Raw genomic sequence first — 14,148 nt, 5'->3', positions numbered from 1 at the left:
TCAGGACGCGGCTCCGAGAGGATTGGGCAAATATCCGGCAAAGCCGCAGATCTTCCAGCGCCCCTCCCTTCGGACACAGAAATAGAGCGTCTGCCACAACAAGCGGTCCTCACCGCCATCTGCTTTCCGGATGCGGCCGTCGAATTTCTTGTGCGCGATCGCCCGGTTTCCGTTGATGTCGATCTCGGTCAGGCGGGTAGCGTCGAAAATGGCGGCACGCGCGTCTTCGGCAAATTCCGTCGACTTGAAAATTTCCGCCTGGCTCAACCAGCGCTCCTTGTAGGAGCCGAGATCCGGAAACCCGAGTTTCCAGTCGTCGGGATTAGGTACCTTTCCGCCGTCTACGCCAAAAAAGGCTGGTTCGTCAAAATCATCGGCCACCTGCTCCCAGTCCGCTGCGACGAAGGCATTGATGTCCCGCATGACAAGCATGTCCCAGATCTCGGAGCGATCTTCGTCTTTTCCTTCAAATGGATTTGTCTGGCTGTCTGAAAGGGCCTGCATATCGGAAACCATTTTCATTTTGACGGTTGATTTTTGAAAAATATAAGGGTGAAATAAAACCAATGTCAAACCACTATGTAAATCATTTTCATTTTGGAGCCAAATATGTCTATCAAGCGCTATGGTGCTGAAAAATCAGGTGCCGGCGGCCAGAATCTGCCCTTCGCTCGAGCCGTTGAAGCAGATGGCTGGCTTTATGTCTCCGGCCAGGTACCGATGAAGGATGGTGAGATTGTCGGCACGGGGATTGTCGAACAGACTCACCTGACCATCAAGAATGTTATCGCGATCCTGGAAGAGGCCGGGTACGGCCTTGAACATGTTGTCCGCGTCGGTGTCTGGCTCGATGATCCGCGCGATTTCTGGTCGTTTAACGGAGTCTATAAAAGCTATTTCGGTGAACACCCACCGGCACGCGCCTGTGTCCAGTCAACCATGATGGTGGACTGCAAGGTCGAGATTGATTGCGTCGCTTACAAGAAGCCGGCCTGACCCCATGCGGGATATCCTGTCCGTTCTGCAACAGATCGAGCCGGAGCTGTCCAAGTCGGAACGGATCCTGGCTGCATTGTTGCGCAACGATGCCGAGTTCATCGTCAATGCCGGCATTACGGATGTTGCTGAACGGGCAGGTATTTCGCCGCCGACCGTTACCCGTTTTTGCCGTCGGCTTGGCTGCGAGAGTTACACCGCTTTCAAGGTGCAGGTTGCCCAGGTCACCTTCGCCGGAACCAGGTACCTGACCGCTAATGCGGCTTCTGACGCGCCGCGCGATATTGCTGACAGTCTTCTGGCTCAGTTTCAGGATGCAGCGACCAGTACGCGCAAAGCGTTGGACATGGAGTCGGTGCTTGCAGCTGCAGATGCGATCTCGACCGCCAATCTGCTGGCAGCGTTCGGTGCGGGCGGGACATCCTCGATGATTTCGGACGAAATGCAGAACCGGTTTTTCCGCCTGGGTCTGCGTACGGTGAGCGTGACGGATCATGCCATGCAGCTGATGCAGGCAGCCACCATGAGGACCGGTGACGTCATCATTGCGTCGTCTGTCTCTGGCCGGAACCTGCAAATGGCACGTGCGCTGGAGGCAGCGAAGACCTACGGGGCAATCGTAATCGCCCTCACCCGCCCGGGTCGGCCCGTCGCCGATCTCGCCGATATCACGATTGCCATCGACCTGCCCGAAGGTGACAACATCCTGCGGCCAAGTACCAGCCGCTATGCCTTCCTGTTTGTGACAGATCTCTTGGCAACGCTTGTCGCCATGCGGCGGGGCGACGAGGCTCGAGAAAACCTCAGACGCGTCAAATACCAGCTCAGCAACACGCGCGATCCGGATGACAAGGAAGCCCTCGGTGACTGATCAAACTCCGAAACCCGTTGCGGTGGTAACGGGCGCAGCCGGCGACATCGGCATGGCCATTGCTGCGCAGCTGTCAGCAACCCACATCATCGCCGCTGTCGACATCGACATGATTGCCCTCGAAGGCGCGGTGGAAAGTCTTGAAAACCACGGTGCTGATATTGCTGCGATCCAATGCGACCTGACCAAGGCTGACGACCTAGCCCGGCTTGCCAAGGAAGCTGCCAGACTGGGGCAGGTCAATACAATCATCAACAACGCGGGCGCCGCTGCGGCACTTACGTTGCATCAGATGACTGCCGAAACGCTGTCCAGGGATCTCGCCCTCAATCTGGAGGCCGCGCTCAACTGCTTCAAGGCCTTTGAACAAGCCTTGATTTCAAGCGGTGCCGGCAACGTGGTCAATATTGCCTCTGTCAACGGACTGTCTGTCTTCGGTCACCCAGCCTACAGCGCTGCAAAGGCCGGCCTGATCCATGCAACAAGGTCCATCGCCGTCGAATATGGGAAGTATGGCATCAGATCGAATGCCATCGCGCCTGGCACTGTTAAGACCCAGGCCTGGAAAATACGGCAGGCTGCCAATCCGGACGTCTTTGACGAGGCCCTGTCCTGGTATCCGTTCAAATCCCTGCCAGAACCGAACGACATTGCCTCGGCCGTTTCATTCCTGATCAGTCCGGCGGCGCGTTGCATCACGGGTGTTTGCCTGCCTGTCGACAGTGGGCTCACTGCCGGGTCACCTGCCCTTGCCCGAACCTTCACTCAATCTCCCGATTTCGACGGATTTTAAGTCATGACCAAGTTTGTGCTCGACTGTTTCTACCGCCCTGCGGAGGATCTTGCTGCGTCTCGTCAGGAGTTTGCACTGACCAATACAAGCTCCAGGCCCCTGAAGGATTTCACGCTGGCCTACACGGCGGTCAACCGGGCCACGGCAAATGCCAAGCTTGAAAACGCGGCGAGTTTCAGCCGGATTGCGAATTTTCACGAAATCACGCCAAACACTGGCGAAACGATCGAACCAGGCGAAACCTGGACCTTTGCCATCACCGGCCTGGCGAACGTGGCAAGACACCGGCTTGATGGTCCTAAGTCCGCCTATGTCAGCACCGGTGGCAGCGTCATCGAGGTGCTGTGCAATGATCTTGAAGCGCCGGAAGAGCTGGACAGCGGAGAACGTCGCAGCATGCCGGCTGGACACCTTTCTGAACCGTTGCATATCGTTCCCTGGCCCCAGAAAGTGGAAGTAACGGCCTTTGCGGACGACAAGACAAGCTTCCTTGTTGCCCAGGGCTCTGCAGAGGAAAAGGCGGCGGCGGCCAAGATCAACGCGCTCGCAGCAAGGCTCTTTCCAGGAGCGCCACATCCTTTCCGTTTTACTCAATCGCATCATCAAATCGCGATTGAGTTCCAGCAGGACGATAGCCTTGCAGCTGACGGTTACCGGCTCGAATTTGCCCAAGCGAAAGCAGCCTTGCGCTACAGCGGCTCCGTCGGCCGTGACTATGGCCTGACTGTACTCGCCCAGATGGCCTACGGCACCTATGAGGCACCCGGTACATTCAAGTATCCTGCACAGGGCGTGATTGAAGACGCCCCAAGGTTTTCCTGGCGTGGAACGCATCTGGATGTGTCACGACATTTCCGTGGCCCCAAAGACATCATGCGCCTGCTCGACATTCTCGCCTGGGGTCGGATGAACGTCTTCCAATGGCATCTGACAGACGATGAAGGCTGGCGACTTGAAATCAAGGCCTATCCCGAACTGACCGTGGGCGGCGCGCGGCGTGGTCCTGGTTGCCAGCAGGTGCCCCAGCTTGGCTTTGCCGCTGAAGTCTACGAAGGGGCCTATTCGCAGGACGAGGTTCGCGAGATTGTTGCCCATGCCACCAGCCTGAACATAGATATCCTGCCGGAAATCGATGTTCCAGGGCATTCAACCGCCGTTTTGAAGACCTACCCGCGCTTCGCCGATCAGGCGGAGACCCCGGAGAGCTACCATTCCATTCAGGGCTATCCGAACAACGCACTGAACCCGGCGATGGATGAAACCTACGAGTTTCTGGAAAAGGTCTTTGCGGAAGTTGCCAACCTGTTTCCATTCGACTTCATCCACATCGGCGGCGACGAAGTCGACGTCAATTCATGGCTCGCCTCTCCGAAGACCCAACGCCTCATGGAGGAAAAGGGTCATGCGGATACAATGGAAGTGCAAGCCTATTTCATGGGCCGCGTGCGCGACATTCTGAGAAAACTCAACCGGAAACTTGCCGGTTGGGACGAAGTCTCACACGGTGGCGGCATTGACCCGGATGGCGTGCTTCTGATGGCCTGGCAAAGACAGGAAGTCACCAAGGACCTGATCGATCAGGGCTACGACGTCATCTGCACCCCGGGACAGCACTATTACATGGATATGGTCCAGGCGTCCGGCTGGCATGAGCCGGGTGCAGGTTGGGCCGGCGTTTCGACACCGGAAGACTGTTACGGCTATGAAGCAGCTGCCGGTCTCAGCACCGGCAGTGAAGAGCGCCTCAAGGGGGTGCAGGCCTGCATCTGGTGCGAGCACATGACCGACAACGCCATCTTCAATCATATGGTCTTTCCGCGGCTTTATGCAGTCGCTGAAGCCGGCTGGACCGATCCCACCAGCAAGGCCTGGTTGCGATTTGCAGCGCAGGCCCCCTTCTTCCCACAGCTTTGAATGCGTGACGAGGCAGGAAGATGAAAATTGCAGTTGGCGGCATTCATACCGAATGCAGTACCTATTCACCGGTCCAGCAAACCGCATCAGACTTCACGGTCACCCGTGGCAAGGACTTGCTGGCACAGGCAGGCATCGACGGCGGCAGATTTCCTGACGTCACCTTTTGTCCATTGTTTCACGCCAGATCCATTCCAGGAGGTCCGGTGTCTGCGGATTGCTATGCGAGCTTCAAGTCTGCCTTTCTTGCCGAACTTGAAGCCAAGAAGCCATTGGACGGTGTTCTCTTGATTATGCATGGCGCCATGCATGTGATCGGTCTGAGCGATGCGGAAGGGGACTGGATCTCTGCGGTTCGCCAACTCGTCGGGCCACAAGTGCCAATCGCTGTCAGTTACGATCTGCACGGCAATGTCACGCAAACCATTGTCGATCAGATCGACATCTTCTGTGCTTATCGCACCGCCCCTCATATCGACGTGACCGAAACCCACCGACGTGCCGCGGCAAATCTTGTCAACCAATTGGGTGGTGGTCCCAAGAGGTACGTGGCCTGGGCTCCTGTGCCGGTTCTCCTGCCCGGGGAACGAACCAGCACGGAAGATGAACCGGCAAAATCGCTTTATGCAACGTTGCCGGTATTCGATCAGAGATCCGGGGTGACCGATGCCAATCTGATGGTGGGATATGTCTGGGCTGATACGGCAAGAGCCACCGCGGCCGCCGTGGTGACGGGAACAGACCTGGATGCCATTCAACAGGCGGCTTCCGAAATTGCTGCGCAGTACTGGTCCGCAAGGCAAGACTTCGAGTTTGGTGTCCCCACGAAGCCGCTCGAACTGTGCCTGGACGATGCTGCAACAGAAAGCTCGTCTCCCCTCATCCTTGCCGACAGTGGCGACAATCCGACAGGTGGTGGTGTTGGTGACAGATCCGATGTCCTGGCGGCCTGGTTGGAACGAGGCTTGACTGGAGGTGTATTTGCAGGGATCGCTGATCCGGTTGCGGTCGATAAACTCTGGCCATTGCCAGACGGCTCTTCATCCCGCCTCACAATTGGTGGTGCCCTAGGCAGCGATTGCAAGGTCGTTAGCACGGAAGCTGTCTTGCTGTCTAAACTAGGCAGAGAACAGGATCATAATCGGGAAGTGTTGACCAGGATCGCAGGTAATTTGGTGATCCTGACGGAACACAGACGCCCCTTCCATCAACTGGAGGATTTTCGGCGTTTTGCCATTGAACCATCCACTGCAAGGTTCTTGATCGTGAAATCCGGATACCTGTCGCCAGAGCTGGCCCCAATCGCCAATCCCGCCCGCATGGCCCTCACAGATGGTGCGGTTAACCAGGACATTGAGGCGCTCACAAACCAACACCGCCCTGAGCCGAGCTACCCTTTTCAGCGGGCCTTCGATTGGAAACCGGTTACAAGTCTATCTCGCAGGGCGTCCTCTTGAGTATTGCGCGCTCTTTCGAGCGGCATGAGTAACTGACGAATCCAGCCGACTAAAAGGGATGCATTGCTTACCAAGCGCGTCCTGAACGCACGGAAAATTGGCATTTTGCTTGCAAATACAAGCACTCGCAAAGTTTATTTCTATTATTTTCAGTACCGAATTTAAAATCGGTCATCCGCCTGCATTTGCATTTCTCAAATCAATCATAGTCTTACATGGGATCTTGAGCTCAGCAGCGCGCCTTCAAACACACTAATTGTAATTTTTACCAAGGTTGAATGTGAATGGTCGGTCAGTATCAATTTATGGAATGATCGAAACTCAGCCTTCAGGACCTGCCCCGATCTGCAGATCCAACGGCAAACTAAAACGGCCTGATTGCTGCAAGGATTTGATCTGTAGGGAGATTTGCACGTACCCCATCAACTGTGCCGATCCCATAAAGCTCCGCCGGACCTCTGCCGGTGGAGCTTTTTAATTTGAACTTCTGTCAGGTAGTTACTTCTAGCCGCATTGAGCAACCCAGCTTTCTGACCTCGAGTTCGAGGCAAGTGCACAGGCGATAGCGGAAACCGATCAATATCATCGAAAAACATCGACAAAATTACCACAGTCAACAAACTTACTCTACGTTCATTGTTAGTTATGACGATGGCTTTGCGTTCACGAACTGGTGATTGGCCTTGAACTTCGTAGTTCAACCCACATTTATTACCGAAATATAACTGAAAAAGCCCGGATTTGTGATCTTTGTTACACGCATTCGGGAGATTGTGGTGCGATAATGGCAAAATCGTGACCGCACGAACGGGGCGCAAAAGCGCGGAAGACCTGAAAAGTCCTACAATGGACCTCCGTTTACAGACCCCACGCGCGGTAAATTAAGTTGTATTAGCCTTGGGAGGCGTACATGCAACGGAATACCAGAGCAGGAACTCTTGCGCTTGGCCTCATCCTTGCCTTGGCGGGAAGCGCTGCTGCGGCCCCACTGCCTCAGGAAACGATAACGTTGCCTGAGGATCGTTTGGCGGTCACAGTCGCGTCAGCGTCACAGGATCAGGCCGACCCGCTGGAAAGTGAGCTCACGATATGGGTGGGCGAAATCGAGCTTGAAGGCCGGAAAACGATCTGGGTAGAACTGATCGATTCCTTCGGCGAAGTTATCTATGACAGTGAAGTGAACACCAACGAAACCCATCTGCTTCCAGATGGCCGGGCCGTTGTCGTTCGCGCCATGGATCAGGATACGGTTGTCGCCGGCAAGGATGAATCAAGACTGGTCAATGAAGGCACCCTTACGGTCACACGTCGTGTGGTCAATGAAGGTGTTGATGCGACCACAATTGAACTTATCGAAACCGGCCAGCAACCCTCGCAGAAACGCGGCACCATGCTGCAGGTCGCAGATTTTGGCGAATTGGTATGGCAGAAGGTCGTTGCCTTCTTCGATGCCGCACGCACACGCGTCGAAATCGCATGGAACTGGATTGTCGACACGATCCAGGCCTGAGGCTTGTTTTGGCGCAATTGCCTTGCAGACTTGCGACACGCCATTCGCTTGCCCGGCCTTTTTGCCGGGCAGCGGCGATGCGCGTGTGAGCTTTTCCGCTCTTCCGAGGTCGCAAAACCTCGGATGGCGTTGGCTGAAGTCGCGCCAATCGTTTTGCGTCAAAAATAATCCATAAAATTCATCGTCCTATGTGATCCGCCCTTCAAGGCGAGGCGTAACCGCTGCACATCAACTGGAAAACTTGGCGTCCGACCAGGTTTCCCGCGGTAACACCGACGCCCCGAAGGATATGATATGCGGATTGCCGTAATCGGCTCCGGAATTTCCGGAAACAGTGCAGCCTGGGCCCTTAATGATCTTCATGACGTTGTTCTCTACGAGCGGCGCGAACGGCCAGGTGGTCACAGCGCCACGGCGGATATCGACTATGATGGCGCCCGGATTTCGGTGGACACCGGTTTCATCGTCTACAACGAGCTCAACTACCCGAATTTTACTGCGCTGCTTGACCATCTGGGGGTCGCCAACGAGATAAGCGACATGAGTTTTGCCTTGTCGGCGGACAACGGCAAGCTTGAATGGTCAGGCCATTCTCTGAACGCGGTCTTCGCACAACGGCGTAATCTGGTCTCACCGCGGTTCCTGCGCATGTTGCGGGATATCTTCCGCTTCAATGGCAAAGCAGTTGAAGATCTGAAGGCCGGACGCCTCAGCGGGCAAACGCTCGGTGGCTACCTGGAGCGTGAACACTACTCTTCCGGTTTCATAAACGACTATCTGCTGGCGATGGGCGCTGCCATCTGGTCGACGCCGATCAACGAAATGCGGGACTATCCTGCGGAAAGCTTCGTGGCTTTCTTTGAAAATCATCGCCTGCTTTCATTCGATCGGCCGCTGTGGCGTACCATTTCCGGTGGCAGCCGCAACTACGTGGAAAAGCTGCTGGCGCCACTTCAGGGAAAGATCAGGCTTGGCAAGCCGGTCACAGAAGTTCTCCGGCAAAACGGTCAGGTCATCGTGCGCGACGCATCCGGCCACCAGGACGTCTTCGATCATGTGATCCTTGCCAGCCACACGGACCAGACCCTTGCCATGTTGGGTGATCCCTCCCCACAGGAGCGCGATATTCTTGGATCCATCCGGTATCGTCCAAACGAGGTTTACCTTCACCGTGACGAGGCCCTGATGCCGAAACGCAAAAACGTCTGGGCTTCCTGGAATTACATGTCCGATCGCGAAGCCGGCGAAACACGGGACGTAACCGTCAGCTATTGGATGAACCGGTTGCAGAACTTCGATCACTCCAAACCGGTCTTCGTTACATTGAACCCCTATGCACCACCTCAGGAAGACAAGACCTTCGCAAAGTATGTTTATGATCATCCCCAGTTTGATGCCATGGCTCAGCAGGCCAAGAACCGGCTTGGGGAAATTCAAGGCGTGAACAACACATGGTATTGTGGTGCGTGGCGCGGTCACGGCTTCCACGAAGATGGACTTTCGTCCGGACTTGATGTTGCCCGTTCTCTCGGTGCCCGGCTGCCATGGGAAAAAGACGTGGCTGGCGACACCTATCTGGAGGCTGCCGAATGAAGGCAAGGCCGAGCAATTGTATGCATGACAATGGACCGCCCCCCAATCCGGCGGCATCCTTGTTCATGGGCTCGGTCATGCATCACCGCATGAAACCCCGTGAGCACAGGTTTTCCTACAAGGTCTTCTCCGTGCTGCTCGATCTGGATCGGCTTGAAGAAGCTGCGCAGTCCAGCCTGTTCTTCTCCGTCAACCGGTTCAATTTGCTGTCGTTTCATCAGAAGGACCATGGCCCCAGGGACGGGTCTGATTTGCGGCTCCATGTCGACCGATTGCTCGCCAAGGAAGGACTAGAGGCACCTGCTCGGGTCCTGCTGCTCGCATATCCGCGGATGCTGGGTTACGGCTTCAACCCTCTCAGCGTTTATTATGCTTATGACCGGTCGAACCAACTGATTGCACTCGTTTACGAGGTACGCAACACGTTTGGGGGCATCCACACCTACGTAGCACCTGTCAAAGCCGGCCAGTGCAGTGATGCAGGGATACGCCAAGATCAGAAGAAGCTGTTCTACGTGTCGCCCTTCGTCAGCATGGAACAACACTATTACTTCCGCATGATGCCGCCGGGAAAAACCGTCCGCGTTCGCATTCTGGAAAAGGATTGCGAAGGCCCGCTTTTGTCGGCGACATTTTCCGGCACACAACGCCCCCTGTCCAACGGCTCGATTCTGCAGGCCTGCCTTCAGGTGCCGCTGCTGACGTTCAAGGTCATCGGCGCCATCCATTGGGAAGCCTTTAAAATCTGGCGCAAGCGTGTACCATTTCACGCTCGACCCGCAGAAGATGCAGGGAATGACGGGTTGCCTGGGCAGACAGGTTCTGTCTTGCCAGTTTCAAACAACTGACGTTTCAAGAGGTTCTGCTATGAGTGAGCCGATTGTTCTGACCAAGGAAAACTTCCGCGCGGAGTTGAAGGGTACTCCACGCCTCGCCAAAATGGCGGCCGGCCTTGCCCTCAAAATCCGTTACGGGTCTCTTGAAGTTCAATTTCCAGACGGTCGAAGGTTCCATATCAAAGGGCAGGAAGATGGCCCACACGGTGTTCTCAAGATCCATAACTGGGCGTTTTTCCGTATGGTCGTCCAAGCAGGCGACGTTGGTGTCGGAGAAGCCTTCATGGCGGGGTACTGGTCGTCGCCCGACGTGACCACATTTCTGGAAGTCTTCTGCATAAACCAGGAATCGACGCTGGAAGCCCTCCAGGGGAAGCCGTTTACACGTTTTTTGATGTCGGTACGCCACTGGCTGAACTCCAACACCAAACGCGGGTCGAAACGCAACATCTCGGCGCACTATGATCTCGGAAATGCATTTTACCGGGAATGGCTCGATCCTTCGATGACCTATTCCTCGGCGATCTACAGCAACGAAACCAACAATCTGGAACAGGCCCAAACCGAGAAATACGCTTCTCTGGTCCGGCAGACGGGCATTACTCCCGATCACAAGGTTCTGGAAATCGGGTGTGGCTGGGGCGGTTTTGCCGAATATGTCGCAAAATCGGTTGGTGCCAACGTGCGAGCATTGACCATCTCGCAGGAACAATTCGATTACGCGCGCGAGCGGATCTACAAGGCCGGCCTCAACGACAAGGTTGAAGTGGTCTTCCAGGACTATCGCGACGAAAATGGCGTGTTCGACAGGATAGCCTCCATCGAAATGTTCGAGGCCGTCGGTGAAAAATACTGGCCGACCTACTTCCGCCAATTGTCAAAGTGCTTGAAGCCGGGTGGCAAGGCGGGTCTGCAGATCATCACGATCCAGGACAAGATGTTCGACGACTATCGCAGAGGCACAGACTTCATCCAGCGTTATATCTTTCCAGGTGGAATGCTGCCTCCGCCCGGTCGTCTGGCGGAAATCGGCAAGTCACTGGGCCTGGACCTTATGGATCAGAAGATCTTCGGCCAGGACTATGCGAGAACGCTTGCAGAATGGCGGCAGAGTTTCCGACAAGCCTGGCCAAGGATCAGTCCGCTGGGTTTTGACGAGCGCTTCAAGCGCCTCTGGGAGTTTTACCTGCATTATTGCGAGGCAGGCTTCCGGTCCGGCAATATCGATGTTCGCCAGATGGTCTACGTCAAATCTGCCTGACAAGGCACTGATCTTGAAGACACACTTCAAGGGCCGGGTCACCCGGCCTTTTTCTTGTTCCAACCCGTGGACCGGGCGACCAGCGCGAAGTAGGCACTGTACGGCAACCAGCGCATAAGCTTCAGTTGCCGAACAAATTTACGCGGAAATGCAATCTCGAAACGGGCTGGATGGGACAGGCCTTTCCTGATTTCCTCGACAGCCTCTTCCGGAGACATCAGATAAGGCATCGGAAACGGATTGGACTTTGTTGCCGGCGTATCGACAAAACCGGGACTGATGATCTGAATTCGGATCCCTGCAAGGTCCAGATCGAATTTCAAGGATTCAACAAGGTTGATCAACCCCGCCTTGGTGGCACCGTATGCAGCAGACGTCGGCAAACCGCCATAACCTGCCACAGACGACACCACTGCGATCTGCCCCCTGCCCGCCGCCTTCATGGCTGTGATTGCCGGCAGAAGCACATTGACCGTCCCCATGAGGTTTACATCAAAGCTTTTGCGAAAGGCGTCTGCATCGGCATCGAGGCCATCCTGCGGCAGATAAATGCCCGCATTAGCCACGAGCAGGCTCAAACCGCCGAAGTCCTGCTGAATTTTTTTCACGTGTTCGGCCATGAGGTCCGTCTTCGTGACATCCCCAGGCAGCGCATGAATTGAACCGGCAAGCGTCTTAGACTGCTTCTCCAGCTCCGCCAGATCCTGTTCCGAGCGGGCAGTTACAATGACCTTCCAGCCCGAACGGGCGAGGTCAAGTGCAAGCTCCCGGCCGATACCGGAACTTGCTCCCGTGATCCAGGCGCAACCGTGATCAGCTTGGGCAACATAATTCGTCTTGGGCAATTCATTCTCCCGGTTCGTTTGCCTCTTTACGCAAACAGACCGGGTGTCGGATTGAATTTTAGCGGATAAAGGGTGCGAACCAGCGGCCAACAGGGCCGGTCAACTGCAGGCGTCCCGCTGTCACCGCGAAGCAAATGCAGTCTTCACCTTCGTCAGCTATAGGCTTGTGGTCCACATCGCCATCGGCAAAGGCAACGTCACCAGCCACATAGTGGCCGTCTTCGTCCTTGAACCCGCCCGTCAATACGAGCGTAAGCTCAGTGCCGTGGTGCGTATGGGACGGCATTGCTCGACCTGCCCGCACCCAAAGGAGACTGCTTGCGCAGCCGTCAATTTCACCGAACTTGCATTCCTTGACGCCAGGAAGGAGCGTTTTCCAGGGTAGCTGATCCATCGAGGAACCGATAATCGACTGCAGCGATTCGGGAACGGCCGGTCCGCCTTTCTCAGACAGTTCGGCGGCAGGCGCGTTATCGTTCAGGTCATCAACGGCGCCACTGAATATCGATCCGAGAAATTCGTCCCGATTGGAAATGGAGACCGGTTCGGCGTCTTCCAGCTCAAAGCCGGCAAGAGTTTCAAGTGAGCTTACATATGACCTGTTGCAGTCGCTCATTTCGAGATGAGCACCGACCAATGCCTGCGCCGGATAGGTCAAGGTCCCGGCCGCATATCCGGCCAGTAACTCGTCCATTCCGGTCACGTTTTTTTCCATTACCGCTCTCATTTGGCTTTAGAATCCCAAGTTGCCTTACCGGCGATACGACAGGCAACAAAAATCGGATCAACAATTACACCAGAATTGTTAGAAATAGAATTTCAGTAAGCTGATTTCACGGAACAACTGATGGCGTGTTTTTGACACCAGAGGGAAAAAGGAACCTGATTGGCCTCAGGTGCTGGCATTCCCCATTTGAAGCCTTACATTGCGACCTTGATCAAGGCCCTTCAGACCTTTAGCGTCCGGGGCTTATCAGATTTCATCTGGCCGGTCAGCGCCACCGGACCAGATCAGCCGGGAAAGAATAAATGTCTGTGTCCGCTTCTGTTGTCGATGCGATCGGTAACACGCCCCTCATCCGTCTGAAAGCTCTGTCCGAGGAAACGGGTTGCGAAATTCTCGGCAAGGCCGAGTTCATGAACCCCGGTCAATCGGTCAAGGACCGCCCTGCCCGGCAGATGATTCTTGAAGCCGAAGCCCGCGGTGATCTCAAGCCCGGTGGTGTGATTGTCGAGGGCACAGCCGGAAACACCGGTATCGGACTGGCGCTGGTAGCCAGTGCACGCGGTTACCGGACCGTGATCGTTATCCCGGAAACGCAAAGCCAGGAAAAGAAGGACATGTTGCGCCTATGTGGTGCTGAACTTGTCGAAGTTCCGGCCAAGCCTTTTTCCGACCCCAACAATTACCAGCACGTCGCCCGCCGTCTTGCAGAAGAGATGGCACGGACCGAACCTAATGGCGTTATCTTTGCCGATCAGTGGAACAACCTCGACAACCGCAAGGCTCATTTCGTAACCACAGGTCCTGAAATCATGGCCCAAACGGGTGGCCGGGTTGACGGTTTCATCTGTGCGGTCGGTTCCGGTGGCACGCTGGCTGGCGTTTCAACCTATCTTCAGGAGAACAAGCCGGGTGTCGTCATCGGCTGCGCCGACCCGCGTGGCGCTGCCATGCAATCGCTGTTCACCACCGGCAAGGCTGTCGCCTCCGAAGGTGGTTCGGTTTCCGAAGGCATCGGCCTTGGCCGCAGTACCGCGATTGTCGGCGATCTTAAAATCGATCATGCCTACACAATTCCGGACGAAGAAGCCTTGCCGCTGGTGTTCGATCTCGCGGAAAAGGAAGGGCTACTGCTGGGTGGCTCGACCGCTATCAACCTGGCCGGCGCCCGGCGCCTCGCTCGCGAGCTTGGTCCAGGCAAGACGATCGTCACGATCCTGTGCGACCACGGCACCCGCTACCAGTCCAAACTCTACAATCCGGACTTCCTCAGATCAAAGAATTTGCCGGTTCCGGCGTGGCTGGAGCGAAAAGTCACGATCCAGCCACCCTTCGCCTGATCGATTGA

Annotated in this window: 13 protein-coding genes; 10 read left to right on the top strand and 3 right to left on the bottom strand. The window is 55.6% G+C overall.

Annotated features, from left to right (window positions below; translation table 11 throughout):
- Entirely contained in the window at positions 1-522 is a 522-nt protein-coding gene (locus J7447_RS07560; protein ID WP_286188970.1) for a hypothetical protein, read from the bottom strand.
- An 87-nt stretch (positions 523-609) separates the two neighbouring features.
- Here J7447_RS07560 and J7447_RS07555 point away from each other — a divergent pair, with 87 nt between their 5' ends.
- The 9 genes from J7447_RS07555 (at position 610) to J7447_RS07515 (ending at position 11,231) form a co-directional block, all read left to right on the top strand.
- Positions 610-996, top strand: a complete 387-nt coding sequence (locus J7447_RS07555) for a RidA family protein (RefSeq protein WP_022998792.1) — start codon at positions 610-612, stop codon at positions 994-996.
- A 4-nt stretch (positions 997-1,000) separates the two neighbouring features.
- The gene (locus J7447_RS07550) at positions 1,001-1,867 is read left to right on the top strand and encodes a MurR/RpiR family transcriptional regulator (RefSeq protein ID WP_022998793.1); all 867 of its coding nucleotides are present in this window, start codon (positions 1,001-1,003) and stop codon (positions 1,865-1,867) included.
- Positions 1,860-2,660, top strand: a complete 801-nt coding sequence (locus tag J7447_RS07545) for an SDR family oxidoreductase (protein ID WP_031268572.1) — start codon at positions 1,860-1,862, stop codon at positions 2,658-2,660. The genes J7447_RS07550 and J7447_RS07545 overlap by 8 nt, the downstream gene beginning before the upstream one ends.
- Positions 2,661-2,663: 3 nt before the next feature.
- Entirely contained in the window at positions 2,664-4,574 is a 1,911-nt protein-coding gene (locus J7447_RS07540) for a family 20 glycosylhydrolase (RefSeq protein ID WP_209169201.1), read from the top strand.
- 20 nt (positions 4,575-4,594) lie between these two features.
- Positions 4,595-6,031, top strand: coding sequence for a M81 family metallopeptidase (locus tag J7447_RS07535; protein WP_209169200.1), 1,437 nt, complete (start codon positions 4,595-4,597; stop codon positions 6,029-6,031).
- 910 nt (positions 6,032-6,941) lie between these two features.
- Positions 6,942-7,541 (top strand): hypothetical protein, encoded by a 600-nt coding sequence (locus J7447_RS07530; protein WP_022998797.1) that lies wholly within the window; start codon positions 6,942-6,944, stop codon positions 7,539-7,541.
- 294 nt (positions 7,542-7,835) lie between these two features.
- Entirely contained in the window at positions 7,836-9,134 is a 1,299-nt protein-coding gene (locus J7447_RS07525) for an FAD-dependent oxidoreductase (RefSeq protein ID WP_075283021.1), read from the top strand.
- 65 nt (positions 9,135-9,199) lie between these two features.
- Positions 9,200-9,982, top strand: a complete 783-nt coding sequence (locus J7447_RS07520; RefSeq protein ID WP_286188968.1) for a DUF1365 domain-containing protein — start codon at positions 9,200-9,202, stop codon at positions 9,980-9,982.
- 19 nt (positions 9,983-10,001) lie between these two features.
- Entirely contained in the window at positions 10,002-11,231 is a 1,230-nt protein-coding gene (locus J7447_RS07515) for a cyclopropane-fatty-acyl-phospholipid synthase family protein (RefSeq protein ID WP_209169198.1), read from the top strand.
- Positions 11,232-11,269: 38 nt separating this feature from the next.
- Here J7447_RS07515 and J7447_RS07510 read toward each other — a convergent pair whose 3' ends face one another.
- Both J7447_RS07510 and J7447_RS07505 read right to left on the bottom strand, forming a co-directional pair.
- Entirely contained in the window at positions 11,270-12,076 is an 807-nt protein-coding gene (locus tag J7447_RS07510; protein WP_209169197.1) for an SDR family NAD(P)-dependent oxidoreductase, read from the bottom strand.
- 58 nt (positions 12,077-12,134) lie between these two features.
- Positions 12,135-12,791: a ChrR family anti-sigma-E factor gene (locus tag J7447_RS07505; protein ID WP_062488847.1), complete on the bottom strand. Its 657-nt coding sequence runs from the start codon at positions 12,789-12,791 to the stop codon at positions 12,135-12,137.
- A gap of 314 nt (positions 12,792-13,105) precedes the next feature.
- Between J7447_RS07505 and J7447_RS07500 the strand changes: the two genes are divergently transcribed.
- A complete protein-coding gene (locus J7447_RS07500; RefSeq protein WP_209169196.1) occupies positions 13,106-14,140 on the top strand; it encodes a cysteine synthase A in 1,035 nt (344 codons plus the stop codon).
- Positions 14,141-14,148 lie beyond the last annotated feature (8 nt).

The organism is Labrenzia sp. R5_0, from assembly GCF_017743835.1.
Taxonomy (GTDB): domain Bacteria; phylum Pseudomonadota; class Alphaproteobacteria; order Rhizobiales; family Stappiaceae; genus Roseibium; species Roseibium algicola.
The sequence above is the reverse complement of the archived record's forward strand: the minus strand, read 5'-3'. Positions and strand labels throughout refer to the sequence as shown.